The organism is Candidatus Hydrogenedentota bacterium (assembly GCA_035450225.1).
In the GTDB taxonomy this organism is placed as follows: Bacteria; Hydrogenedentota; Hydrogenedentia; order Hydrogenedentales; family SLHB01; genus DSVR01.
This window is the reverse complement of sequence record DAOTMJ010000001.1, coordinates 273,780-299,951: the sequence shown is the minus strand read 5'-3', so window position 1 is coordinate 299,951 and position 26,172 is coordinate 273,780. Positions and strand designations below refer to the sequence as shown.

At 58.7% G+C, this 26,172-nt stretch carries 17 protein-coding genes; 10 read left to right on the top strand and 7 right to left on the bottom strand.

The features are described 5' to 3' along the window. Positions 1–13: 13 nt before the first annotated feature. The 3 genes from P5540_01155 to lipA form a co-directional block, all read right to left on the bottom strand. Positions 14–1,291: a homoserine dehydrogenase gene (locus P5540_01155; protein ID HRT63407.1), complete on the bottom strand. Its 1,278-nt coding sequence runs from the start codon at positions 1,289–1,291 to the stop codon at positions 14–16. Between the two features lie 93 nt (positions 1,292–1,384). Continuing rightward, positions 1,385–1,624, bottom strand: coding sequence for a hypothetical protein (locus P5540_01150; GenBank protein ID HRT63406.1), 240 nt, complete (start codon positions 1,622–1,624; stop codon positions 1,385–1,387). A gap of 4 nt (positions 1,625–1,628) precedes the next feature. Further along, the gene (lipA, locus tag P5540_01145; GenBank protein HRT63405.1) at positions 1,629–2,537 is read right to left on the bottom strand and encodes a lipoyl synthase; all 909 of its coding nucleotides are present in this window, start codon (positions 2,535–2,537) and stop codon (positions 1,629–1,631) included. Positions 2,538–3,110: 573 nt separating this feature from the next. Between lipA and P5540_01140 the strand changes: the two genes are divergently transcribed. After that, entirely contained in the window at positions 3,111–4,649 is a 1,539-nt protein-coding gene (locus P5540_01140; protein ID HRT63404.1) for an alginate export family protein, read from the top strand. Between the two features lie 62 nt (positions 4,650–4,711). Here P5540_01140 and P5540_01135 read toward each other — a convergent pair whose 3' ends face one another. After that, positions 4,712–6,229, bottom strand: a complete 1,518-nt coding sequence (locus tag P5540_01135) for a cellulase family glycosylhydrolase (protein HRT63403.1) — start codon at positions 6,227–6,229, stop codon at positions 4,712–4,714. 135 nt (positions 6,230–6,364) lie between these two features. Between P5540_01135 and trpS the strand changes: the two genes are divergently transcribed. Both trpS and P5540_01125 read left to right on the top strand, forming a co-directional pair. Continuing rightward, on the top strand, positions 6,365–7,423 hold the full coding sequence (gene trpS / locus P5540_01130; GenBank protein ID HRT63402.1) for a tryptophan--tRNA ligase: 1,059 nt from the start codon (positions 6,365–6,367) through the stop codon (positions 7,421–7,423). Between the two features lie 4 nt (positions 7,424–7,427). Next, positions 7,428–8,267: an NAD(P)-dependent oxidoreductase gene (locus P5540_01125; GenBank protein ID HRT63401.1), complete on the top strand. Its 840-nt coding sequence runs from the start codon at positions 7,428–7,430 to the stop codon at positions 8,265–8,267. A gap of 24 nt (positions 8,268–8,291) precedes the next feature. Here P5540_01125 and purD read toward each other — a convergent pair whose 3' ends face one another. Both purD and P5540_01115 read right to left on the bottom strand, forming a co-directional pair. Continuing rightward, positions 8,292–9,566 carry a phosphoribosylamine--glycine ligase gene (gene purD / locus P5540_01120; GenBank protein ID HRT63400.1) on the bottom strand — a complete coding sequence of 425 codons (1,275 nt, stop codon included), beginning with the start codon at positions 9,564–9,566 and terminating at the stop codon, positions 8,292–8,294. Positions 9,567–9,655: 89 nt separating this feature from the next. Further along, on the bottom strand, positions 9,656–10,261 hold the full coding sequence (locus P5540_01115) for an IMP cyclohydrolase (GenBank protein HRT63399.1): 606 nt from the start codon (positions 10,259–10,261) through the stop codon (positions 9,656–9,658). Between the two features lie 129 nt (positions 10,262–10,390). Here P5540_01115 and P5540_01110 point away from each other — a divergent pair, with 129 nt between their 5' ends. The 3 genes from P5540_01110 (at position 10,391) to P5540_01100 (ending at position 17,634) form a co-directional block, all read left to right on the top strand. Continuing rightward, positions 10,391–11,212 carry a hypothetical protein gene (locus tag P5540_01110; protein ID HRT63398.1) on the top strand — a complete coding sequence of 274 codons (822 nt, stop codon included), beginning with the start codon at positions 10,391–10,393 and terminating at the stop codon, positions 11,210–11,212. Positions 11,213–11,467: 255 nt separating this feature from the next. Next, a complete protein-coding gene (locus P5540_01105) occupies positions 11,468–16,177 on the top strand; it encodes a leucine-rich repeat domain-containing protein (protein ID HRT63397.1) in 4,710 nt (1,569 codons plus the stop codon). An 86-nt stretch (positions 16,178–16,263) separates the two neighbouring features. After that, complete coding sequence (locus P5540_01100) at positions 16,264–17,634, top strand: NCS2 family permease (GenBank protein ID HRT63396.1); 1,371 nt, start codon at positions 16,264–16,266, stop codon at positions 17,632–17,634. Here the strand turns inward: P5540_01100 and P5540_01095 are convergent. Then, positions 17,616–19,604, bottom strand: a complete 1,989-nt coding sequence (locus tag P5540_01095) for a glycosyltransferase (GenBank protein HRT63395.1) — start codon at positions 19,602–19,604, stop codon at positions 17,616–17,618. The genes P5540_01100 and P5540_01095 overlap by 19 nt on opposite strands. A 127-nt stretch (positions 19,605–19,731) precedes the next feature. Here P5540_01095 and P5540_01090 point away from each other — a divergent pair, with 127 nt between their 5' ends. The 4 genes from P5540_01090 (at position 19,732) to P5540_01075 (ending at position 26,090) form a co-directional block, all read left to right on the top strand. Beyond that, a complete protein-coding gene (locus tag P5540_01090; protein HRT63394.1) occupies positions 19,732–20,145 on the top strand; it encodes a DUF2784 domain-containing protein in 414 nt (137 codons plus the stop codon). 47 nt (positions 20,146–20,192) lie between these two features. After that, a complete protein-coding gene (locus tag P5540_01085; protein HRT63393.1) occupies positions 20,193–21,464 on the top strand; it encodes a folylpolyglutamate synthase/dihydrofolate synthase family protein in 1,272 nt (423 codons plus the stop codon). A 75-nt stretch (positions 21,465–21,539) separates the two neighbouring features. Further along, complete coding sequence (locus P5540_01080; protein ID HRT63392.1) at positions 21,540–22,685, top strand: sugar phosphate nucleotidyltransferase; 1,146 nt, start codon at positions 21,540–21,542, stop codon at positions 22,683–22,685. Between the two features lie 33 nt (positions 22,686–22,718). Next, entirely contained in the window at positions 22,719–26,090 is a 3,372-nt protein-coding gene (locus P5540_01075) for a PAS domain S-box protein (protein HRT63391.1), read from the top strand. Positions 26,091–26,172 lie beyond the last annotated feature (82 nt).

Here is a 26,172-nt window from a genome sequence, read left to right as displayed (position 1 = left end):
TAACCTCCCGGCCTTATTCCAGCACGCGCAACACGTGCGTGGATTCCTTGATGCAATCCAGTTTTTCGATTCGGCCGAGCGCGTTGCGCAACGCCGCCTCGGACGTCTCGTGCGTCATCATAACCACATGGACATGTTCTTGTCCATGCGGATCGCGCTGAAGGCACGAGGCAATGCTGACGCCGTGCTCGCCGAGGATCGTGCAGACCTTTCCCAGCACGCCGGCTTGATCGTTCGTGGTCAGGCGCAGATAGTATCGTCCCTGGATTTTGTTGATGTCGCGGATGGGTTTCGGTTGATCGTAGACGAACGGGGCCGGCGCTTTCGCATTGCCGCGGCGGGCGATGTCAATGATGTCCGCCACGACGGCGCTCGCCGTCGGCATGCGCCCCGCCCCGCGCCCGTAATACAGCGTCGCGTCCACCACGTCGCCCTTCACATAGACGGCGTTGAATTCGTTGCGTACCGATGCCAAGAGGTGCGTGTCCGGCACGAGCGTCGGATGCACCCGCGCCTCAATGCCGCCGTCCACGGAACGGATAATCGCGAGCAGTTTGATCAGGTAGCCCATCTCGCCCGCATAGGCCACGTCGTCGTGCGTGACCTTGGTGATCCCTTCCACATAAAGACTGTCGAGCGGCACCTCGGTTGAATAGCAGAGCGAGGCAAGGATCTGGCATTTATGCGCCGTGTCGTGCCCCTCGATATCCAAGTCCGGCGGCGTTTCCGCGAATCCGAGCGCCTGCGCCTGCGACAGCGCTTCCGCGAAATCGAGTCCGTCGTAGGTCATCCGGCTCAGAATGTAGTTGCATGTGCCGTTGAGAATGCCATAGATGAACTCGATGCGATTCGCGGCCAGCCCTTCACGCAGGGCCTTGATGATCGGGATGCCGCCCGCCACGGATGCCTCATAGCGCAATTCCACGCCGTTTTCGACGGCTGCCCGGCACAACTCCGTCCCTGCTTTCGCCAACAGCATCTTGTTTGCCGTCACGACGTGCTTGCGCGCATGGAGCGCATTGAGAATGAATGTTTTCGCCGCGCCTGTTCCGCCGATCAATTCGCACACGACATCCACGGCGGGATCGCCGACCAGTGTTGCCGCATCGCGGCTGACCGTCACCCCACTCAAGTCGAATTCGGACAAACATTCCTGTCTGAGTTCCGCCACGTGCACCAACGCAACGTCCACCCCCGCCTTGTGCGCGATCTGATCACGGTTGGTCTGCAACGCCTTGATGACGCCGCCGCCGACGGTCCCTGCCCCGATAACGCCAACTCCTATCCGCATGAAAATGCCTTTCAGTGGTCAGCAGACAGTAGTCAGTAGTTCGGTGGCATTTGCACCGAGCGATTTCGGCCTTGGACTACTGGCTGCCTTCATTCAAATTTCCAGAATACAGATCTCGTCGCCGACTTTGACTTCGTCTTCTTCATCAACGAGTTTTTCAATCAAGGTGCCCGATTTCGGACTGGGAATAGTAAACGCCGCCTTGTCCGTGACCATTTCGACGAGATCGTCGTTTTCGTTGACGATATCGCCTTCGTCGGCGAGCCACATGGAAACCCGCGCCACGTCCTCGAGATCATCGCCCAGACTGGGCAACGTCACTTCATATTGCATCGTCTTAGAACTTTCCTGCCGCCGCGGTGCTTTTTTCCGTCGAACCGTGGCTTGTCCAGACTTGGTCTGCATGATAGGAACTCCTTACAAAGGGGCCTGCCGCGACAAAGGAAAAACCCATGGCATAGGCCCATGTTTCATACCGTTTGAATGCCTCGAGGGGCACGAATTGTTCCACCGGGCGTTGGCGTGGCCCGGATTGCAGGTACTGGCCGATACAGACAGCCCCGCAACCCGCCACACGTAAGTCGCGCAATGTCTGCCGAATTTCCATGTCCGTTTCGCCCAGCCCGGCCATCAGGGACGATTTCACGATGATACCCGGCGCCTCGTCCGCCACAAGATGCAACACCGCCAGCGAACGCTCATACGAACACCGCGCATCCCGAACGGCGGGATGCAGCCGGGCCACGGTTTCGATATTGTGGCCGAAGACGTCCGGCCCAGACGCCAGCACGGTTCGAATCGCCTGTTCCCGACCCTGAAAATCCGGCGTCAACACTTCAATGCGAACACCGGGACAACCGCCCCGTATCGCTTCGACCGTCGCCGCGAAATGATATGCGCCACCATCCGGCAAATCGTCGCGCGTGACGGAGGTCACAACCACATGCCTCAATTCGAGGCGTTTTACCGCCTCGGCTATCCGGGCCGGTTCATCCTCTTCGACATTTTCCGGCCGCCCATGCGCCACCGCGCAAAACGAACAATTCCGCGTGCATTGCCCGCCCAAAATCATGAACGTGGCCGTGCGGCGCTGCCAGCACTCGGAACGATTCGGACAACGCGCGCTGCGGCACACCGTATGCAACCGCAAGTCTTCCAATACGCCGCGCGTGGCGATTACCCCGTCCGGGGCCGACCACGAACGCCGAATCCATTTTGGAAATCGAGAAACCATACTGTTTGACATTGAAACCGGCCTCATTGCCGGCATGCAAAGAGATTTTGCCTGTTGCATCCACGTGTTACGAACTCGGACTCGTCGCCCAGGATACGGGTTTCAACCCAAAAACGATTCATAGTATAACATGAATCCATCTTCAATAAAAGTTTACCGCAGACCGCCGTGTGCCGACCGCATTATTTGTATTTTTCATTATATTCGCTTATGATGATCGCATACAATGAAAATACCTCAAGGAATCGCTTTTTGTAGGAAAACAAATAATCTTCTTGAGTGTACCGTGTTCTCGGAATCGTGAAGGTCTCGGAATGCAACGCCGATTTCCAAATCGGCTTGTTGAAACACGACATGCCGATTGGGAAATCGGCGCTACCAAATGGCCATTTTCAATTTCAACACAAGATTTCGTTGCGTGATCCGACATGAAATTGCCCGGAAATGCCAATCTTCATGGAAATTCTCATCCTTCTGTCTTAAGAACTCGGTACTCTCAAAAAAAGTCTTGATACAAACCGTACCTTGTGGTAGGATTTGGGCGTTGTTGGGGAAAGGCTGAATATAGCGGAGGAGAAAAGTGCAATGAAGCGGACAATCATAGGTGTGTTGTTATTTCTTGTATTGACGATCCCGATGGCCGCGCAAGCGGACCTGCAAAACGTCCAGGTCGGCGGCGAAATCCGGCTGCGAGCGAATTTCGTGTCGAGCACGCTCGCGGGTCCCGGTCCCATTGAAGTCCGGTATACCCCGGCGGAATTGGCGGGACGCCCCATCGGCGGCCCGTTTGCCTATCCGAACAACGGATTGGGCGCAGTCAGTTATCTGAGTTGGAACCGGCGTTCCAACAACACGAATTTCGTCGAACAACGGACGCGTCTGCATGTCAGCGCAGATTTCACGGACAATGTGAACGCCTTCGTCGAATTCGACAGTTACGACGTGTGGGGCGAGGATTTCCGCAGCGATTACCTGACCGGCGTGGACAGCCGTTCCACGACGGGCCTCACGCCGACGCTGCTCGGTCCCGACGGCGACGTGAGTCTTTACCAAGCCTATATCGAGGCGCGTGAATTGTACGGCACGCCGCTTGCCCTCCGCATCGGACGGCAGGAATTGAGTTTCGGCAGCGAGTTCCTCGTCGGCAAAGGCGACAAGGCGCCTTTGTTCCGGGGGCTGTCCTTCGACGCCGTGCGGCTGACGTACGCCGGCCAGACGTTTACCGTGGACGCCTGGATGAGCAAGCTGGCTGAGGGAAGCCCCGCCGAGGAAGACGGCGACGTTGACTTTTACGGCATCTACGGGACCTGCAAGGCCATCGAGAATGTCGCCTTCGATCTGTACTGGCTTTATCTTCGCGACGCGCGGGCGTTGCCGTCCGACCCGGTGGGTCCGGCCGGATTCGATCCGACGTATGATCCGACCGAACTCCATACCGTTGGCGCGCGTTCGGCCGGCAAGGTCGGCGCATTCGATTTCGAGGCGGAAGTCGCCTATCAATTCGGCGACATGGATCAGGCCGGTTTCACGTTCAAGCCGGGACTGTACGGGGATCACGATGCGGATGCGGACGCCTGGGCGGCCAAACTGGAAGTGGGCTATAGTTTCGATTGCCCGTGGAAGCCGCGCCTGTTTGTCGGCGGCGTCTATTTCAGCGGCGAAGACAACCGCTCCGTGTCGGCCAATCCCCTGTATCCCCGCTCAAGCGTCAGTTTCAACCGCCTGTTTTCGAACCAGATTTACAGCGGATTCGTGGATCTGAACAACGACTTCTCCAATGGCTACGACGTGCGCATCGGCGTGCTGACCTTCCCGATGGAGAAACTGGTCATGCTGTTGTGCGTGTCCTATTTCGGCGCCGACGACACCTTCGACATGCCCGTCGCCGGCCAGCCCAGCCGCGTGACGAAATCCAGCGGCAGCCACATGGGCACGGAGTCCTATCTTGCGCTCTTCTACAATTACAGCAAGGATCTTCAATTCGACGCCGGCTGGGCGCACTGGTTCCGGGGCGAGGGCGCTTTCGACGGCAACTTCGTCGAATGGAACGGGTATATGCTCAACAAGGGCAGCGCACACAACGACGGCGATTATATCTACGTGGGCTCCACGCTGAAATTCTGATTCGTCAACCCCGCAATGCCACAGGGCAGGCCTTCGCGCCTGCCCTTTTTCTTTGCTTTCGATCACCTTACCGGTGCGGATAGACGGATGTCGCGCCTGCGCTTTTCGTTTCCGGCGGGAATCGTGAGGATCAGGTTCGATGTGCCGGGTGCGATGGGTTCGATGCGGGCATCCGGGAAAGGCGCCTCCGCGTTCGCAAACCGGCGTGCGGGCAGGAACACGATCGAGGATTGTCCCTGGGAGGGGTCTTCTTCCCAGGCGCACGTGAAAACACCGGTCTCATGATCGAAGGCATACTCGCGCAGGATGCCCGCGACCGCCATGGGGTACGGCCTTTCGAGGGTTTCAAAGTAGACCGTCTGATCAATCTTGTCGTGCGAATCCCAATAGGTGTCGCTGCAGAGTGTCCGCTCGATTTGACGCTGCACCGCGCGCGCCGCGGGTAGGACGCGCGACGAACCGTAAAATGCGCCCCATTCGCCGAGCAGCATCGGCATGTTGAGACGCCGGGCGGTTTCCATGTGCCTATCGAAGATGAAACGGAGACGCCCCTCGTCCGCCATCTCCGGTGTCGGCCCGTCCGTCACGATGTCGTACGCATGGGGCGCCAGCGCTTGTCGCGGATCGGGCGAACCATCCGGCAACAGCACCGGCGGCAACGCGCTTGGAACGCCTTGGTTCGAGGACGGCGACGGCTCGATAAACAGGATATGCCGCGAATCCACGCTCCGAATCGCATCGGCCATCCGTTGGTGGTACGGGCCGAGTTTTTCCCGTTCGAACTGTTGAAACACCGGCCCGGCTTCGTCCACAACCCTCCGAAACAAAGCGACATCCGAGAATTTTTCGAACAGCGTTTCGCGGTTCAGAGGCGATTCGCGTGCAACCTCGGCAAGCGGTTTCATAATGGACGCCACCGCTTCGAGAATCGGCGAGCCGATGAATGGTTCGTTGAGCAAATCGTAGCCCACAACGGCCGGTTCGTTGGCGTAGCGTTCCGCGACCAATTTCCACGCGCGCGCAAGATGATCCTGTAGCCCAATGCCATCCGGCGCGGGCGCGTTGGACCAGAAATTGTCGAAGGCGGATTGCACCGCGCCGCTGACGAGATAGGCGTCGCTCCAGACAAATCCCAGCGAGGCGTGCGGGCGCCCGTTGTCGAGCGTTGCCCACGCCGGCGCGCCGTCGCCCCGGCATTTTCCCTCGCCCCACAGATCCTGATGCAGATCGAGCAGCACCCACATGCCGTTGTCGCGCGCCCATGCGACGCGCGCATCCAGCGCGGCGAGGTATTTCTCGTCATACACGCCGCATTGCGGTTCGAGCGCCGCCCAGAAAATCAGGAGCCGGATGCAGTTGAATCCCCATGAACGCATCCGGGCATAGTCTTCCGGGCCATCCTTTGTGAAATAAGGCGCGCTTTTGTTTCCCACGTTGATGCCGTGCAGGATGACGTGCCGGCCCGATTCGTCGGTGAAACGCCCGTCTCGGACGGATATCCAGCCGAGCGCCGTTGCCTCGAAACAAATACCGATCAGCAATGTCCAGAGCAGGAATCCGGCCCCAATCTTCTTGTCCATTTTGCATCTCCTCGTCGCGTTTCCGGCCTGCGTTTGTAGACGTACCCTGTTCCCCTTCGGTGTCAAGACGTGGAAACATGCGTATGCGATGGAGTATTCTTGAGGCGTTTCCACAGGACCCGCGAGGAAAAATTCATGGCAAGCGAACGCGAGATTATTCTATCCGGCATCCGGCCTACCGGCCGGTTGCATTTTGGCAATTATTTCGGCGCCATCCAGCATTTCATCCGCCTGCAGGAACAGGGGCATTGCTGTTACTACTTCATCGCGGACTATCATGCGCTGACGACGATTTCGGAGCGGACGGACTTCTACCGTCAGACGATCGACATGCTGCGGACTTATGTGGCCTGCGGACTCGATCCGGAAAAATCGGTCATTTACCGCCAGAGCGACCTGCCATGTACCGCGGAACTGACGTTGTTGCTCGGCATGATTACGAACATCGGTTTCCTCGAACGCGGCACGACGTACAAGGACAAGATGGGAAAACTCGAGGAAACGCCCAATGTCGAAGGCAATCCGTTGTCGTACGGCTTGATGGGCTATCCAGTGCTGATGGCGGCGGACATCTTGATCGTGCGCGCGGATAAGGTGCCCGTCGGCGACGACCAACGGCAGCACGTCGAAATGGCCATGGACATCGCGCAACGGTTCAACCACCGTTTCGGCGAGACGCTCAAGGTGCCCGCGGCCGTGTCTCGGGAAGCGCTGCGTCTGCCCGGCCTCGACGGTTCGGCGAAGATGGGCAAGAGCGACAACAACACGCTCGACTTGCTCGACGATCCGGCGACGGTCTTGAAGAAAATCAAAGGCGTGCAGACCTCGACCGAGCCGCTGCCTCTCGACACGGACAGCGATGAACCGGATATTGTGATTCCGCGGATGCCGGCCAGCGTCGGCGTGCTGTACCGGTTGCTCAGCCTGCTGGCGCCGAACGAGGTTTTTCTGGATTTCCTGGGCAAGTATCGCCGCGGCGAACGCTTTTACGGCACGCTGAAAACCACGCTGGCCCAATACGTCTCCGCGTTCAATGCACCCATCATCGAGCGATTCAACGACCCGGCGAACAACGAGGAATCGGTACGGGCGTTCCTGTACGAGAACGCCAAGCGCGTGACGCCCGTCGCGCTCGAAACCGTCGAGGCGTGCCGCGAGGCGATGGGCATCGGCCATAGCCTCTACCGGTCTTGACGGCATGCGACGGCGCATATTCCTCACGGGCTCGAGCGGGCGCTTGGGCGCCGCCTGTTTGCGCGTTTGGCGTGACGCGCATGATGTCATTCCGTTTGATGTGCGCGCGCCCGATGTCGCTGGCGGAACATTCACTATCGGTTCAATAACCGATTCGGAGGCCGTCGAACGAGCCATGGCGGACGCCGACACGGTTGTCCATTGCGCGGCCATACCTGGAACACGGAAACCGTACCATGCCCTTGTTGAAACCAATGTCCTCGGCACGTTCAATGTGCTCGAAGCGGCGGGCCGCAATCCTCGTGTCGAGCGGTTTGTCTTCATTTCGTCGCTGATGTACCACGGACTGTCGGAACCGCCGTTTACAAACCGGCCACGTCGCCTGCCCGTTGACGAGGATCAGCCGTCCATGGCAACGGATTATTATGCATGCTCGAAAGTCGAGGCCGAGTACTGGTGCCGGGCGTATGTGCGGCGGTTTGGGAAGCCTGTCGTAACGATCCGCCCGCCCTATATTGTCAGCGTGGAATCGCTGGATTCGATGGCGGCACAACCGCCGCCCGACTATCCGCACCTTTGCGACTATATCGGCGTGATGGATCTGGTCGAGGCGATTGCGCGCGCGATCGAATACGATCCCCCTGAGGGCTACGAGGCGTTTCTTGTTCATGCCGAAGATCAGCGCAGCACAATCCCTTCGATGGATCTTGCCGGACGCCATTTTGCCGGCGTGCCCGTGGATCGTGCCTGGCTGGAGGCTTGCGGCGGTTATGGTTCGCTTGTCTGCTATGCCCGCGCAAGGGACAAACTCGGCTGGAACCCAAAATTCCGCTGTGCGCGTTGAGGTTCTGCCAACCGGAACGGCGCGCTACGTGCGCGCGAGGGCTTTCGCGCCGATATCGGTTCGGAAATGAGCGCCGTCGAAGTGGATACGGCGAACGGCCCCGTAGGCTTTTTCGATGGTGGAGGCGATATCGGATCCAAATGCCGTCACGTTCAGTACGCGCCCGCCGTTTGTCACAAGGCCGTCCGGTGTCTGTTTTGTGCCTGCATGAAAGACCTTGACGCCCGGTTCGCGCTCGGCCTCCTCGATTCCGGTAATCATTTTGCCCTTTGGATACGACTTCGGATAACCGCCGGACGCCATCACGACGGTCACACACGCGCCCGAATTCCACGAGATTTCCATGTTCTCCAGACTGCCTTCGCAACATGCCTGCATGACGGGCACAAGGTCCGACTGTAATTGCGGCAACACCACTTGCGTTTCCGGATCGCCGAAGCGGCAATTGAACTCGATCACGCGCGGTCCCGCGGTCGTAATCATGAGTCCGGCGTACAGCACGCCCTTGTAGGGCATGCCTTCGGCGGCCATGCCGGCCACGCACGGCTCCAGGATGCGCGACACAATCTCTTCCATTCGATCCGCCGTGACCACCGGCGCCGGCGAATACGCCCCCATGCCGCCGGTATTCGGACCGGCATCCCCGTCGAGCAGCGGCTTGTGATCTTGGCTGGCCATCATCGGAACGGCTGTTTTTCCATCGCAAAAGGCGAGTATGGACGCTTCTTCGCCCAATAGGCACTCCTCGATTACGATTCGCGATCCCGCCGCGCCAAAAGCGCCCTCCACCATCGCCTCCCGAATGGCCTTGACGGCCGAATCCATGTCGCGCGCAACGGTGACGCCTTTTCCCGCGGCCAATCCATCGGCCTTGACGACCAGGGGCGTTCCCTGTCGTTGCGCGTATGCGATGGCTTCTTCCGCATTGTCGAATTCGGCATGGGCCGCCGTGGGGATGCCGTGGCGCTGCATGAAGCGCTTGGCAAATATCTTGCTCGCTTCCAGTTGCGCCGCCGCGCCGGAAGGTCCAAACGCAACCAGGCCGGCTTTACCAAAACGATCCACGATGCCGTCCGCAAGCGGATCTTCCGGTCCCACAACCACCAGCCCAATTCCATGATCGCGGGCAAAATCCACCAAGGCCCCCGTCTCTGTTACTGGAATGGCGACACATTCGGCATGTTGCGCCATGCCGGGATTGCCCGGAGCGGCATATAGGGCCTCGACGAGGGGACTTTGGGCCAACTTCCATACAAGGGCATGTTCACGCCCGCCGCTGCCGATCACAAGGATTTTCATGCGTTCCTCCGGATTGGATGGGATTGGAAACAGTCGAAACAAACAATCTTCTATATGCACATTGTCTGAGACAGAACTTTTTCGACGTCCTATTCTTTGGGCGGTTCCGCGCTGCGGAGATAATCCGCGATGAACCGGTCGTATGCGGCGGTGCATGCGAAGGCTTCCTGTGCGAGACGGAACCGTGTGGCGAACGTGACCGCGCCCTCGTGCGCGCGCATTTCATGAAGGATTGTTTTGTACCTTGCCGGGTTTACCACCACCGTCACATAACGAAAATTTTTGGCCGCCGATCGAATCATGGCCGTTCCGCCGATATCGGTCTGCTCGATAAGTTCCTCGACCGTGATGCCCGGTTGCCGGGCCAGCAAATCCAGCGGATGCTGGTTTACGGCGACGAAATCAATCCATTTGTAATCCATGGCCTGCATCTGTTCGACGTGCAATTTATTGTCGCGAATGCCGAGCAGACCCGCGTGAACCTTCGGATGAAGCGATTTCACGCGGCCATCCAGCATTTCGGCCACTCCGGTGAAATCGGCAATGCTCATCGCGGCAATGCCCGCATCCCGCAATGTTTTCAGCGTGCCGGCCGTTGCGATAATCTCCACCCGAAACTCATTGAGCACCCCTGCCAATTCCACCAGGCCCGTCTTGTCGTAACAACTCAACAACGCGCGTGAAATCTTCACCATGGCGCATCCTTTCCGGCATTTTCGGCCCGTGTTCGCAATCCATTGTTCGCCTTGGGACCGATTTTGTCGTATCATACTGCATTATTGTTGCCAAAGCGAACCTGCGTTGCCGAACGGGAAAGAATGGCCATGAACCATCGCGCCGTGTGTCTTTGTGTATTTTGTTTCTTTTTTGCGTCATGCCTGGCCCCAGCCGGAGGCGCCTTTGCCGAAATCGTCTGTGAAGGCGCATACGAGGGACACCTTCAGGGAATCGCGATCGAACCCGGCAACGCCATTTACTGGTCGTTCACCCAGGCGGTTGTCAAGACGGATCTCGAGGGGCGTCGTTTGGCTTATGCCGCCGCGCCCTCCCATCACGGCGATCCCGCCTGGCATGACGGCAAGGTGTATGTGGCCGTAAACCTTGGATTGTTCAACGAAGAACCCGGCAAGGCCGATTCATGGGTCTATGTGTACGATGGAAACAGCCTCAACCTGCTTTCCAAACACGCCGTGCCCGAAGTGGTTCACGGGGCGGGCGGCATGGCGTGGCATCAGGGGCGGTTTTTCATCGTCGGCGGCCTCCCGAAAGGATACAAGGAAAATTACGTGTACGAATACGACGCCGGTTTCGCTTTCGTAAAGCGTCATGTTCTCGACAGTGGCTACACGTTTCTGGGCATACAAACGGTTTGCCGCTGGAATGACGGCTGGTGGTTCGGATGCTATGGCGAACCCAAAATCTTGATAAAAGCCGACAACGACTTCCACGTTGTGGAAAAATATCGTGAAGATTGGTCTGTCGGCATTGAGGGTTTTTCGGATACGCAATGCCTTCGGGGGAGGACCGGCAGGGCCGATGGCAAGGGCTTGTACTGGGGCAAATTGACGCTCGATATACCCGGAAATCAGGCCAATCGTATTGTCGAACCGGAACCGAAAGATTCCCAGGACCACAATGCGCCGTAACGGCACGCCGGATTGTCTTTGAGTTGGGCGTCCTTATAACATTTCTCAAAATGGGCTGGGGTAGAAAACACTTTACATTTTGTGTACGACACTGTAAACTTATGCGGGATATAATGCTTAGCCGGTCCATGACGCGGGAATTCCTCGCGAAGCGGCGGCATTTGTCCCGATGCCGGGCAAAAGCCCATTGGCGTCAGTGGCGGTAAGCGCGGAAACGCCGCGCCGGGCGGCGCTTCCAAGAATGAGGAGGCAGCAATGCGAACGAACGCGGTGCAATGGAAGGGATTGCCGGGTCTGCTCTTGGCGGTGGCGGCGCTCGCGCCGATCATGGCCTCGGCGCAGGTGGAAGTCACGTTTCCCGACAAGAACTTGGAGAAGGCCGTCCTTCAGGCGCTTGTCCAGGCCGCTCCGCCCATCCTGGATACCCAGTTGCGCGGGCTGAATGCCTTGAATGCGCCATATCGCGGTATTACAGACTTGACCGGAATCGAATATTGCACCCAGATTAAGTCGCTGCAGTTGCAGGGAAACGCCATTTCCGATATTTCGCCGCTGGCTTCGCTGACCAAACTTGAAGAAATCTACTTGCGCGGCAACCAGGTTGTGTCCCTTGTCCCGTTGGCCAATCTTCGTCAACTTCATTTTGTGTTTCTCGAAGACAACATGATTAAGGATATCGCCGCCCTTGCAAACAATGCCGGCATAGACATGGAAGACGTCGTCAACCTGACGGGGAATGAACTCAATCAGGAGGCGTACTGCACCCATATCCCGGCAATGGAAAGCCGTGGCGTAACGGTATACCGGTCCGGAGCGTGCGGCATCCGGGTGGTGGACATTCCCGACACAAACCTCAGCCGGAAAATCCGCTGGGCGCTGCTTCAGTTGCTGCAGCATTCGGCGAATTCCAACGAATTGGCGCGCATTCGGTCGGGCAGCCTGTACGAAACGGACTTGGCGCAACTCACCAAACTGGATGCCTCGAACGCGATGATTTCCGATCTGACCGGCATTCGCGCCTGCATCAATCTCGTGGAACTGAATTTGGGCGGCAATCGCATCGCGGATTTGTCGCCGATGAGCACGCTTTCCACGGTTCAACGCCTCAATCTGTCGAACAACGCGATAAGCGACCTGCATCCCTTGAGCCGTATGTTCGGTCTGGCGAAGTTGGAAATACAGAACCAGTTCGTCGAACAGACGGTCAATGGCGTACTTACAAAGACCCGTGTGTTATCGAGCCTTTATGGTATCGAGTCCCTGAGCGGACTTACCCAACTTTACGCCGCCAATAACGACATTTCCAATCTTGCCCCGGTTCGTTCCCTGGCGTTCATGCAAGTCCTTTCCGCGAGCGACAATAAAATTTCGGACCTGTCGCCACTGAGAGACATGACGTCCCTGCTCTCTCTCGATCTGGGAAGTAATCGAATTTCCGATGTGTCAGCCTTGTCCGAACTGACCGATCTTAAGCGTTTGGTGCTATCCAACAACGCCATCGAAGACTTGTCGCCCATTACACCGCTGGCCAATCTCATCATTCTCGACTTGTCGAACAACAAAATCTCCGATATCGGGCCGCTTGCCTCGCTGGTTTATCTCGAAGGCAACACGCTGATTTCGCCGTCCCAGATTTATCTGCATAACGATCTCGGCTATCCGAACCGGAACCGAATCCGGAGTGTAACGGCGCTTGCGGGCCTTCCGTCGCTGGCCGTGCTCACCTTGTACAACAACGACATCGGCGACATCAGCGCGCTGGTGGGCAACGCCGGGCTGGGCGCGCGCGCCCCGGGGCAATTGGTGCCGGATGTGTTCGACGTGCGCGGCAACCAACTCAGCCAGGAAAATCTCTGTACCGATATCCCTATTCTGCAGGCGCGTGACTTGAACGTTTATTTCGATGGCAAGTGCTGCGACGAGACGTTTCTGCTGTACACTAAAGTGCGTGATGCCGGCACCGGAACCGTCGATCCACCCGAAGGCGCCCGTTCGTATTGCAAGGGCGATCAGAAGCGGGTCACGGCCGTTCCGGCGCCGGGATTCCGGTTCGATCATTGGGAAGGCGACGCCAGCGGCACGGAGAATCCCATCACGGTCACGCTCAATGCCGACACGCATGTCATCGCCGTCTTCGGCAACGAAGCCCAGCGCTACACGCTCGGCATTGTCGTGGATCCGCCGGGAGCCGGGACGCTTACCCGGGATCCAGCGCCCGATGCCGACGGCAAATATCCCAGCAATCGGCAGGTTTCCGTGACCGCCACCGCCAACACGGGTTATGTGTTCAATTATTGGAACGACAATACGGCGGACAAGACCAATCCCAAGAAGGTCACGATGGACGGCGACAAGACCTTGACCGCCCATTTCAAGCAGCAGGGTAAACTCTACACACTGACCACGGCGGTTTCGGGAAGCGGAACCATCTCGCCCGAGCCGGGCGTGCATACCTACGAGGAAGGCACGTCGGTGCCGGCTGTCGCGGTGGCCGATCTCGGATGGCGGTTCGATCATTGGGAAGGCGCGCTTACCGGCGTTGCCGCCGGCGATACCGACACCGGCCAGGGCGTGGTGGAAATCACGAAGAATTTGACGCTCACCGCCGTTTTCGTCAGAGACGGCTACGACTACACCCTCGCGGCGGTGGTGGAAGGATCGGGCACGATCGCCATATCGCCCATGCTGCCGCCGGACGGATTTCAGCGGTCAAGCGATCAGCTGTACCGATTCAAGAAAAACACGAAACTCCAAGTAGGGGCCGTGCCGAATGCCGGCAGCGCATTCGACCGATGGACGGGGGATCTCTCCGGCGATCTCCATCAGGTTGAATTGATTATGAATGGCGACAAGAGCATTCGTGCCGTGTTTGTCGGTGGAACGATCCGCCGACTTGTCTTGTCGGTCGAGGGCGAGGGCCGCGTGTCGCCGCCGGAAGGCGAATACGCGTATGTGGACGGCAAGCAATTGACGCTGATAGCCACACCCGAGGCCGGCTGGCGGTTCGAGGAGTGGCGGGGCGACGTGGGCGGAACCGCGAACGTCGCCGCGCTGACCATGGACGCGGATAAGAACGTTACCGCGGTGTTTACCCCGCTCCCGGCCATTACATCCATAACGCCCAGCGCCGGCGCGGTGCGCGGCGGCGAAACGGTAATCATCAACGGACGGCGGCTTGATGGAGCTGGTTCCGTGTTGTTCAGCGGCACGCTGCTCGAAATTCTGGCGAAAACAACCGAATCTGTAACCGTCAGGACGCCCGTGTCAACGCCCGCCTCGCCGAATCCGGAAGGTCCCGTGGACGTTGTCGTGACCACCCCGCTCGGCGAAGCAACCCGGCTTCAAGGTTTTACCTATATGGGTCAACCGACCATCGGTTCCGTGCAGCCCGCTAGAGGTTCGGCGGCGGGTGGAACCCGCATCCTGATCAGGGGCAGGAATCTTGCCATCGCGCGTCAAGTCCTGTTTGGCGGCACAGCCGGCGTCATTGATGAGTCTTCGCGCGAGGACACGCGGCTGTATGTAACGACGCCCCCGCACGCGGTGGGAACGGTGGACATTGAAGTGCGCAGCGCGATGGATCCCGCCATTCGCGCCGACGCTTTCCTCTTTGTAAAGGTTCCGCGCATCTTTTCGATATTCCCGAACCAGGGATCCATCGCGGGAGGTGACGTGGTGCGGATAATCGGAGACGGGTTGGCCAATCCGCAAAGCGTGACCTTTGACGGATTGGCGGCGAGCGTGTCGGCTGCCGGCGATTCCGAATTGACTGTGGCCATCCCTGCGCATGCGCCCGGAACGGTTGACGTGTCCGTTACCAATGAGGGCGGAACGGCGACCTTGGCCAGCGGATTCAACTATTTCGCGAGCGCCGCGACGCTTACCTGCCGAGTGTCCGCCGTCGGTTCGATTACGCCCATCACCAACGCGACGGTGCGCCTCGACCCGGTCGGGCGCGTCATGACGCAAAACCAATACGGCGAGTATGTCTTTACCCATGTGCGCCCGGACAACTACACGGTTACGGTCTCGGCGCCTTCCTACAAACCCACGACGGTGGCCGTGACGGTTCATGTGAATGAAAACGCCTTGGTCGAAGTCCGATTGGAACTCGACAATAAGGACGAAACGGATTGTGGGGCGATTTTCAAGCGTCTGGATGACCGTATTGTTGAAACGACATTGCCGCGCAGCGTGGAAAATCAACCGGCTTCCAAAATTGCGGCGGACAGCCGCTTGGCGATTCGATTGGGTTCGGATGACGGCGTGGATCCGTCCACCGTGTGGGCAGCGCTTACCACGAGCGCCGGAACGGTTTCCGGGGGCGCATGGCGCGCCACGACACCCGGCGACAACCGGGATGGTTGGGTTGTATTTGCGCCCGATTCGCTTTTACCGGCCGGCGAAATGGTCACACTGGCCGTGGGCGGCGTAACGGTGAAAGGCGACATTCTCGGCCCTGTCTCCCAAACGTTCGTGGTGGCAGAGGACAAAACAGAGACCGGCGGCAGCCTGCGCATGCAGGAAGATTTCAACGTGCGGCCGATTCCGCCCGTGGCGGCCAATGCCCGATCGTCTGTTTATCGGATACTACCGGCCGGAGTCTACGATGCGCCCGTAACCATTCAAATCCCTGTGTCCGTGGATACGAATCCCGCCGCGATCGAAGTTTTTTACTACAGCGAATCCGCCGGTCATGAAGGCTGGTATCGCGGCGGCAACGTAACGGGCTGGCTTGTTCCGGACAGCGTCCGCTTGGTTCAGTCGAATGGACAAACCTATGCCGAGATTCAAATCAACCATTCCGGCGTGGTGCAGATTGGCCAGCGGATGGCGTTTGGCGCAGCGATTCCTTTCGATGTGCATGCGACCGGATCGCGCGCGGCATGGATCGTGCTGGCCGGTGTCGCGGCGGCGCTGGCCGCGCTGCTGGCGCAGCTCTTTCGGAGAGCGGCCCGATCATAGATTGCATTGAACGTGTTCGATAGGCGGCGTCCGTCATAGCGGGCGCCGCTTGCGACTTTGGGGCGATGTGAATGGGAGGACACATCATGGCAGGCATAGTGGATCGATACTTCGGTATTGCAGCGGCCGGATCGAGCGTCCGCCGCGAAGTGGTGGGCGGTTTGACCACGTTTGCCACGATGAGTTACATCGTATTCGTTCAACCGACCGTTCTCAGCATGGCCGGCATGGATTTTGGTTCGGTGCTGATGGCAACGTGCCTGTCGTCGGCCTTTGCCTGCGTGCTGATGGGCGTCTTGGCCAAATATCCGTTTGCGCTGGCGCCCGGCATGGGCGAGAATTTTCTTTTTGCTTTCACCGTCTGCTCGACGTTCCCGGGCGGGATGGGATTCTCCTGGCAGGCGGGGTTGACGATCGTGTTCATTTCCGGCATTTTGTTCATGTTGCTTTCGATCTTTCGCACGCGCGAAATGATCCTTGCCGTTCTGCCGCAATGCCTCACGAACAGCATCGGTCCCGCTATCGGTCTTTTTATTGGATTCATCGGCCTGCAATGGGGCGGCATCATTGTGCTCAGCCCGACCACGATGGTCCGGCTCGGCGGATTCCACACCGGTCCCGCGCTCTTGACCTTGTTCGGCGTTTTGCTGATTGCCGTCCTGCACGCGCGAGGCGTTCGCGGCGGGATTCTTCTCGGCGTGCTGGCCAGTTGCGGCATCGGCCTAGCGACCGGCATCATTCCCTGGACCCGTCCGGAGGTTGCCCTGAACTTTTCGACCTTCTTCCAACTCGATGTCTCGGAATTGATCACCCGTTGGCCTGACGCCCTTGTCGCCATCCTCCTCTTCTTTTTCCTCGTTCTATTCGACACGGTCGGCACGCTAATCGGCGTGGGTACACAGGCCGGCTTCGTTGACGAAAACGGCCGCCTGCCACGCGCCGGGCGAGCCTTTTTTGCCGACGCCATGGCGACCAGCGTCGGCGCGCTGTTCGGGACGTCTACCGTTACCAGTTACATTGAAAGCGCGGCAGGCGTGGCGGCCGGCGCCCGGACCGGCCTTGCCGCCATTGTGGCGGGCCTTTGTTTCATACTCGCCATCGCGTTCGCGCCCATCATTCATATCGCCGGCCAGGACATCGGCGCGGCTTTCTATCATCTGAAGTCCACCGAACTCCATGTCAGCATGTACCCCGCTGTCGCGCCCGCGCTGATCTTCGTCGGATTCATGATGATGGCGCCGCTGCGCCGCGTGCGCTGGGATGACGTCACGGAAAGCCTGCCCGCGTTTCTGACGATTGCGATCATGGTGTTCGGCTACGGAATCACGGAAGGCATTGCGGCAGGATGTGTCTCATTTGCCGCCATCAAGTGGCTGTCCGGCCGGGGCCGGGAAGTTCACGCGGTCATGTACGTCATCGCGCTGGCATTCATCGTGCGTTACGCGGTGCTCATGTAACAACGGTCGAAGGCCCCGCATTGGCGCATCCACGCGAGGGCCTGCCGCGCCCGGGCGCTGCCGGTATGATGCCGCAGGAAATGCGCGTGGCCCGCGCGGGCTATCGGGTCAATCTCGTTGCGATGGGCGATGTAATAGGCCAGTTTTTCTTCCAATTCCCGCATATCGTCGAAAAAGACCGCGTTGATGCCGTCGGTAAATCCGTGCGGGACGCGTATTGGCAGGCGTTCCGCGAGCAGCATACAGCCGTGGGCGGGCAGTTCCCAATAACGGACCGTGTCGAATCCCATCCCAAAAATATTCAAGCCGATCCGGGACGCCCGCATTACTTTCACATAATCTTCCTGTGGAAAAGCCAGACTGAACGATTGCCCGGTCAGCGATTCGAGGCGTTCAAGGTAGAGCCGGCGCAGGCCGAACTCGCGATGGCCCGCCCAAAACAGGTCGTAGGGGCGTTCGTCCGGCAAAAGGGTCGGCACGCGCCCATCCGGATAGGCAAACGGCAGCGGAAACACGTTGGGTCCATAATCGGCGCCAATCAGCATTTCCCGTTTGAAAACGCCCGCAAACGACGGGATGCGGAGGAATTCCGTCATGTCCGCGCGCCTGTCGTCGCACGTGTCCTGCGCATCGAACAGGAAAACCGGCGTGCCGGCGGCCGCCTGCACAATGCGCCGTGCGGTCGTGCGCCGCAGGGATTGCTCGAGGTCACCGTACAGCACGGCATCGAACGTTCCCTTGTCCAGTGCGTTCAATACCGCGTCAAGCGTCCACCGCGCGCCCGGCCTGTCAAATACGCAGGGATAGTTTGCCATCGTGGCGGGCGGTTGTCCGTGGAGCGACGGTTTCCATGGAAACTCAACGACGTTTTCATCGCCGAGGACCGCGCAGAGTCCGTCGTACAGGATATCCAGCCCGTAATGCGGACGTGGATGCGTAACAAACAACAGGCGCGGCGCATGCGCCGGCGGATTCCATGGGGGCGCCGTGTCGTCCGGCGCTTCGATGCGAGAAGGCGATCCATAGCCCGCCAATTGGGCCGCCACATCTTTGTCCGGCGCAACATGCTGAATGGAACGGAGCAGGCGGACGGCCATGTCGGCATGGCCGATGCGATGCCAGATTTCCGCCTGGGCGCGATAGGCGCTTTGCAAATGCGGAGAGAGGGCAATCGCGCTGTAAAACGACCATTGGGCCTTCATCAACCGATTCAGGTTCTTTGACGTGCTCGTATCCGGCGAAACCAGCGCCAACAGGCATAGGAGGATCGTTGAATGGATGGCCGTCGCCACTTCCGGGTTATCGAAACAGATCGGGGGGATCTGCGCGAGGATTTCATACGCCTCTTCCGGATGACCGGCATCAAAACGGGCACAGGCGTGTTCCATCGGATTGTATTCAGGACGAATCGCCGTGAACCGGTAAAAGGGAGTCAATAGCGACTGGCGCGCGGATTCGTCCGGGGCATGCAATCGCCGTCCTTCAATTACGAGACAGTCGCCATCCTGTTCGGCTTCGGGATCGTCTTCGGCGACACTATGGGACAAGCCGTACAGTTGAAGGCCGGCGGCTTCTAAAACGGCGCGTATTGATTCAATGTTCGTTCCACGGCCTAAATTACGCCAATAAGCGGCGTTGGCGGCTTCGCCCATTGCGTAACCGTTCTTGGCAAGAAAAGGGGCTAGCGCCATGATCGTTTTTTCGGTGTTTTCAGGGTCGGCATCCATCATCGGCAAAAGAATTGCATCGAAATACCGAGTCGGAAAAGGCAAATCGCCCCGCAGAGAAAGCGGCTGGACCGAATCAAATCCCGGCATTTCGCGCATAGGATCCGCCAGCGCATGCACTTCCGTCGCGCCACGTCCGCGCAGATTGGTGGCCAGTGTCTCATCGTACACGCCGGCCACGAGCACGCGACGCGCGCAGTGCGGCACAAGGTCCGCCAATGCCAATAGTTGATCCCGATTCATGATCGCCTTTTATTACAAGCCGACCCGACTATACCCCATCTATTGTCCATGCGCCAATGAGCGGCCACGGCTTTTTTGCTTGTGCAAGTTCAAGACGGTAGCATGAACAGAAAAGCGGAATAAGTTTATGTTGCTTTACCGGATGCTCGATATCGGTTTTTTCGTTTTTCATTCCGCGCTGATCGTGTTCATCCTGTTCGGTTGGGCATGGCGCAAGACCCGGCGATGGCACCTGATGGTTGTCGCGCTGACTGCGGCATCGTGGTTCGGCCTCGGCATCTGGCATGGATTCGGCTATTGTCCCTGCACCGACTGGCATTGGCGCGTGCGCTGGGCGCTCGGCGACACCGATCTACCCTTCTCCTATATCAAATTTCTGATCGATCGAACCTTCGGAGCAGATGTTTCCGCCTGGTGGGTGGATGTTGCCACGGTAACGGGATTTGCCCTTGCCGCACTGGCCGGCATCGCCACGAACGCCTTCGATTATTGCCGTTGGAGACGGAAAAACGATCCCTGCAACGTTGACTCGTCCCGATAGCACGGGTATTCTCGCTGCGCCACCCGTGTCGGTGAGGGAGATTGAACGTGCAAACACCTCGTGAATACCTGGCCGGTCTTGAATTTCACGGCATCAAACTGGGTCTCGAGAAGATTCGGGCGTTGCTGGACGCCGCCGGTAATCCGCATCGCGCCTATCCCGTCGTGCATATTGCGGGCACGAACGGCAAAGGGAGCGTGGCCGCTTTTTTGGATGCCATGTTCCGTGCAGCCGGATATCGCGTGGGACGCTTTACGAGTCCGCATATCAGGGCCGTCAATGAGCGCTTCACGATCAATGGGGAATGTATCGGCGACGAAGAACTCGACGATGGCATTTCCCGGTTTCGCGACGTTGCGGATCGAATGGATGCCCCGCCGACTTTTTTCGAGATGACCACGGCGGTCGCGTTCCGTTGGTTCGCGGATCGCCGTGTGGACGCGGCCCTTGTCGAGGTGGGCATGGGCGGGCGACTGGATTCGACCAATGTGGTCGAACCGGTCGCGACCGCCATCACGAATATCGGACTTGACCACACGCAGTATCTGGGTACGACCATCGAAGCCATTGCGGCCGAGAAGGCGGGGATTATCAAGCCGGAAACACCCCTCGTTTTAGGGATAATCGAACAAGGTCCGCGCGCGGTGATTCTGGCCCGCGCGACGGATGCACGTTGTAGCGTCCGCGAATGCGGGCGCGACTTCCACTACAGGGTCGAAGGGCCACCGCTCAATCAGACCTTTGCGTATCGAAGCGCCACGAGGAATATTCCGCCAACGCCGCTCGCGCTGGGCGGCCGTCATCAGGGCGCCAATGCCGCCGTGGCGACCGCGCTGGCCGAACAAATCGAACCGACATTTCCCAGGTTGGACCATAGCGCCACCGTTGCCGGGATCGCCTCGGCCCGCTGGCCGTGCCGTCTCGAACGCGTGCTCGACGATCCTCCGGTCATCATGGACATTGCGCACAATCCCGATGGCGCGCGCGCCGTGGCCGGCGCGATCGATCGGTGCATCGTCTTGTTGGCTGTTTCCGCCGACAAGGACGCCGCGTCCATGATCGAAGCATTGGCGCCCGTTGCAACCCGCTTTGTTTTTTCCTGTTTTACCGGCACGCGCGCCATGCCCCTTGAACGGCTTTGCCTTGCCGCCGGGGGGCGTCCACATGATGCGTTTGGCTCGATCGCGGAGGCTCTCCCCCACGCCATTCTCCTCGCCACGCGCGATCATCCCCTGCTCATTACCGGTTCGATCTTTACCTGCGGCGAAGCCCGAACGATCCTCATAAACAACTACGGCGCGCGTCCTCTTCTATTCTGAACATCGAAAGATCCTTGTTTGGGATCCCGGGGCAGGCTGTCATACAATGACGTTGCAATGGGAGGATTCAGGCAGATGCCGACAAAAAAGATGGTCAAACGCATCGCAGTGGTCATGGCCGGCGGTTCAGGTGAACGTTTCTGGCCGTTGTCGCGGCAGCTGCGTCCGAAACAACTCCTACGCCTGACGGGCAGCGGCCGGACCATGATTGAGGAATCGGTCGAACGACTTGCCCCGCTGATTTCGCCCCGCGACATCTATGTGGCGACTAGTCGTGTTCTTTTGGACCCCATTCGGGCTGCAAATCCGGGCGTGCCGGACGAAAACATCATTGCTGAACCCTGCAAACGAAATACGGCCGGTTGTCTGGCGTATGCCACGGCGCATATTTTGGCCAAAGAAGACGTCGAAGAAGGCGACGAATCGTTCGGCAATCTTTCGATGGCTGTTGTTACGGCGGATCAGAGCATCGGTGACGCGGAGGGATTCCGGGCGACGGTTTCGACGGTATTGGATGCGGCGGAGCGCGAAAAGGCGTTGGCGGTCATTGGCATCGTGCCCTCACGCGCGGAGACCGGTTACGGTTATGTCCAGACACCGGACGACGGCCGCCCTCTAGAGGGATTCACGGGCAGGATTCCGGTCTACCGCGTCGGCGGCTTTCACGAGAAACCCGATTCGGAACGCGCGCGCCATTTTGTGGCCTCGGGACGATATTTATGGAATGCGGGCATGTTTTTCTGGCGCATCGCGGATTTCATGAATGAACTGGACACGGCGTGTCCCGATCTGTCCGGGGCGATACGATCCATGACGCGGGCCATGCGATCGGGCAATGAACCCGAAGTCGTTCGCGTGTTCGAGCGCCTCGACAATGTCTCGATAGATATTGCGTTGATGGAACGGGCCCGGAATGTGCTGGTGGCTCGGGCGTCTTTTCCGTGGGACGACGTGGGCGCATGGCCGGCCCTCGAACGTACTCACGCGCCCGATTCCAGTCGAAATATTGTCGTCGGCGACCCCATTTTGATTGATTCACGAAACTGTATCGTTTATAACGATCATGATTCGCAGTCGGATCGCGTGCTGGCGCTTATCGGCGTGGAAGGTTTGGTCGTGGTGGCGACTCATGACGCAATCTTGGTGATGCCGAAGGAACGCGCACAAGACGTTCGCGAGGTGGTGGCCGAGTTGAAAAGACGTGGCGCGTCGCAAATCTAACGGTTCAGCGGATTAATACCGGATAGGGATGGTATGAAGACCTACGTTCGCAGCCGGTTCCTGAGACTTTTCGTGTGTGTTGCGGCGGGTCCCTTGATCCTGATTTTGGGCGCCACGGCTTGGCATGCCCACATGCAACTAACCCGGCGGGCGCTTGTCTTTTTGCGGCACGATCTTGAAGACACTGCCCATTTGCTCGAAGCAATCATGGAAGAAACCACCGCGTTCTTGATCGCCAGCGGCCGGGTTGCGGCAAACCTCGGCGACGACGCGGCACGGCGCGATTTCCTTGAAACCCTCCTTGCGTCCGCGAAGACGCCAACCGCCTTGCGACTGCTGGATCCCGGCGGCCGGGAAATGGCCCGCGTCGGCGATGCGCCCTTTTCTGATTTTACCCGTTCCGAACCATCGGACTCTTTGCCTGAACCGCGTCTTTTTCTTGCCGGATCACCTGAAAAAGGGCAAATGATTATTTTTATTCCAATCAGGGCGGATGGCGCGTCGGCAGGCTTTCTTCAAGCTGAAATAAATATGGAACAGATTTGGAAAAATCTGACCAAAGCGCATTTGGGGCGAAACCAGCATTTCTATTTATTGGATCCGGAAGGCCGTATATTGGCCAAAACCACAACTGAGGGCATATCCGAAACCGTGGCATGGCCGCGGGTTGACGGTTACGGAACCAGCATCCAAGGGAATCGTGCGTTGCGGGGCGCCCTGCCATGGGTGCTGTTGGGTCAGCCTTTAGTCATTCTGGCTGAACGCGACGCCCGCGATGTGCTCATGCCGTTTTTTTCAGCGGTCCATTATGCGATTGTATTGGCGGTGATGTTGCTCGGCTGTATCTTGGCGGTCGGTCTTTGGGTGGTTCGACACTTGACGAGGCCGGTGCTCGAATTACGCGACGCGGCTTGTGCGATCGAGGGCGGCGACCTGATGCGTCAGGCGCCGGTCCGGCACGCGGACGAAGTAGGCGAGTTGGCCGATGCTTTCAACCGAATGACGGCGCGGTTGCGCGATTCGCTGAAACGTCTTGAAGAGGAAGTGGCGTATAGGACCAAAACAGAGGAGGACCTAAAGCGTTCGATTTCCATGTTGCGCGCGATGTTCGACGCAACCGTGGACGCGGTCGTGGTGGTCTCGGACAAGGAAAGCGTCGTCAACTGGAGCACCCATTTCGCCAGAATGTGGCATTTGCCGGAAGACGGATACGCCAACCTTTCCTCAACGGAACTTTGGAAACACATTGCCGGCCATTTGGCCAATCCGGAACGTTTTCTGTCGTCGAGAGACACCGTGAATGACGGGGATACCTACGGAACCGTGCTCTTGAACACCCTGGACGGCCGGATCATCGAGGAATATGCCCGCCCGAACATGGTGGACGGCGTGGCCGCCGGGTGCGTCTGGTGTTTCCGCGACATCACGGAGCAGGCCCGGCGTGAACGCGAACTGCGCGAAAGCGAAGAACGATTTCGCGCCATCTTCGAATCGGCGCACGACGGGATCTACCTGAAAAACCGCGACCTGCGCTACACGCACGTAAATCCGGCCATGGAGCGGATGTTTGGCATTCCGGCCTCGACCCTCGTCGGCCATACGGGCGACTCGGTGTTTGGCGCCATGGGCGGCATCCGCATTGACGAGGTGGACCGGCGCGTACTGGCCGGCGAAATCGTCGAAATGGAAGATACGCGGGCCCTGCCCGAAGGCAACCGCACCTTCCACGTCGTCAAGGTGCCGATGCGCAACCAAGCCGGGGAAATTGTGGGACTGTGTGGCATCACGCGCGACGTAACGGCCCGGAAAGCCGTCGAGGATGCCTTGCGCGAGAGCGAAAACCGTTATCGCCTGCTGGCCGAAAATGTGACCGATGTAATCTGGACCATGAACTTCGATCTGCAGTTCACCTATATGAGCCCCTCCGTAACCCAAATGCAGGGATACACCGTCGAGGAAGCGCTGGCGCGCCGGCTTGAAGACTACTTGTCCGCCTCCTCGATGGCGGCCGTCCAAAAGGCATTCCAAGAGGAACTGGTCATCGAACGATCCGGCAATGCCGATCCGAAGCGCTCCCGTGTGCTCGAACTTCAGCAACGCTGCAAGGACGGGCGCATGATTTGGACCGAAGTGACAGTCTCTTTTCTGCGCGATCAGAATGGTTCGGCCACGGGCATTGTGGGCGTTACCCGCGACATCACGCAGCGCAAGAACGACGAACAGGAACGCAGCCGCCTGGAAGCCCAAATCCAGCACACCCAGAAACTCGAAAGTCTCGGCGTGCTGGCCGGCGGGATTGCGCACGATTTCAACAACCTCCTGATGGGCATTCTCGGTTATGCGGGGCTGGTCCTCCGTGAATTGCCGCCCGACACAAAAATGTACCAGCGCATCCAGCAAATCGAACAGGCCGGACAACGCGCCGCCGATCTCGCCAAGCAACTCCTCGCCTATTCCGGCCGCGGCAAATTCGTCATCGAATCCATTGACTTGGGCAAACTGGTCCAGGAAATGGCCCAGTTCATCGAGGCCGGCATATCGCGAAAAGCCGTGCTCCGATACAATTTTGCCCCCGACTTGCCCGCCATCGAGGGAGACGCCACCCAGATTCGGCAGGTCGTTATGAATCTTATCACCAATGCCTCAGACGCTATTGGGGACAATGTCGGTGTCATTTCGATTTCCACCGGCGTCATGGAAGTCACGCACGAATATCTCTCCCAGACTTACTTGGACGACTCGCTGGCAGGCGGCCTGTATATTTTCCTTGAAGTGTCGGATACCGGATGCGGCATGGACGAGGCAACCAAGGCCCGCATCTTCGACCCGTTTTTCACGACCAAATTTGTCGGCAGGGGCCTCGGCCTTGCCGCCACATTGGGCATTATCCGAAGCCATCACGGCGCCATCAAGGTTTACAGCGAACCGGGCGCCGGCGCAACGTTCAAGGTCCTCTTTCCGGCCGCAAAGCAAATGGCCGAAACCACCCCGTCCGTCGTGGACGTCACGGCATGGAAGGGATCGGGCGTCATTCTTGTCATTGATGACGAACCGATCGTTCGCGATGTCGCCGCGCACACGCTCGAACCACTTGGATTCAGTACAATCCTTGCATGCGACGGGCAGGAAGGCGCTGAAATGTTTGAGCGCCATTGCAGCGAAATCGTCCTTGTGCTTCTCGACATGACCATGCCCCGTCTGAGCGGGACGGAAACGTACGAGCGAATTCGCGCGATTCGCCCGGATGTGCCCGTGATTCTTTCCAGCGGATACAACGAACAGGATACGGTTGCGCGATTCTCGCGAGAAGGCCTGGCGGGGTTCATCCAAAAACCTTATCAACCCCGCGAACTCATCGTGAAAGTAAAACAAGTCCTTGCGGGACCCATGCCCACGGTCGCTTGACCCCGGAATCACCCGTCGCTCGCTATTGCCATGGGCGAGTCTTGGATGATGTGAACCTTATGGTCCCGATAGACTTCACCGG

Excerpts from the sequence above, each read along its gene's own strand:
- P5540_01155 (HRT63407.1), bottom strand. The coding sequence starts at position 1,291 with ATGCGGATAGGAGTTGGCGTTATCGGGGCAGGGACCGTCGGCGGCGGC.
- P5540_01110 (HRT63398.1), top strand. The coding sequence starts at position 10,391 with ATGAACCATCGCGCCGTGTGTCTTTGTGTATTTTGTTTCTTTTTTGCG.
- P5540_01105 (HRT63397.1), top strand. The coding sequence starts at position 11,468 with ATGCGAACGAACGCGGTGCAATGGAAGGGATTGCCGGGTCTGCTCTTG.
- P5540_01150 (HRT63406.1), bottom strand. The coding sequence starts at position 1,624 with ATGCAATATGAAGTGACGTTGCCCAGTCTGGGCGATGATCTCGAGGAC.
- lipA (HRT63405.1), bottom strand. The coding sequence starts at position 2,537 with ATGTCAAACAGTATGGTTTCTCGATTTCCAAAATGGATTCGGCGTTCG.
- trpS (HRT63402.1), top strand. The coding sequence starts at position 6,365 with ATGGCAAGCGAACGCGAGATTATTCTATCCGGCATCCGGCCTACCGGC.
- P5540_01095 (HRT63395.1), bottom strand. The coding sequence starts at position 19,604 with ATGAATCGGGATCAACTATTGGCATTGGCGGACCTTGTGCCGCACTGC.
- P5540_01135 (HRT63403.1), bottom strand. The coding sequence starts at position 6,229 with ATGGACAAGAAGATTGGGGCCGGATTCCTGCTCTGGACATTGCTGATC.
- P5540_01080 (HRT63392.1), top strand. The coding sequence starts at position 21,540 with ATGCCGACAAAAAAGATGGTCAAACGCATCGCAGTGGTCATGGCCGGC.
- P5540_01100 (HRT63396.1), top strand. The coding sequence starts at position 16,264 with ATGGCAGGCATAGTGGATCGATACTTCGGTATTGCAGCGGCCGGATCG.
- P5540_01115 (HRT63399.1), bottom strand. The coding sequence starts at position 10,261 with ATGGTGAAGATTTCACGCGCGTTGTTGAGTTGTTACGACAAGACGGGC.
- P5540_01075 (HRT63391.1), top strand. The coding sequence starts at position 22,719 with ATGAAGACCTACGTTCGCAGCCGGTTCCTGAGACTTTTCGTGTGTGTT.
- P5540_01140 (HRT63404.1), top strand. The coding sequence starts at position 3,111 with ATGAAGCGGACAATCATAGGTGTGTTGTTATTTCTTGTATTGACGATC.
- purD (HRT63400.1), bottom strand. The coding sequence starts at position 9,566 with ATGAAAATCCTTGTGATCGGCAGCGGCGGGCGTGAACATGCCCTTGTA.
- P5540_01125 (HRT63401.1), top strand. The coding sequence starts at position 7,428 with ATGCGACGGCGCATATTCCTCACGGGCTCGAGCGGGCGCTTGGGCGCC.
- P5540_01090 (HRT63394.1), top strand. The coding sequence starts at position 19,732 with ATGTTGCTTTACCGGATGCTCGATATCGGTTTTTTCGTTTTTCATTCC.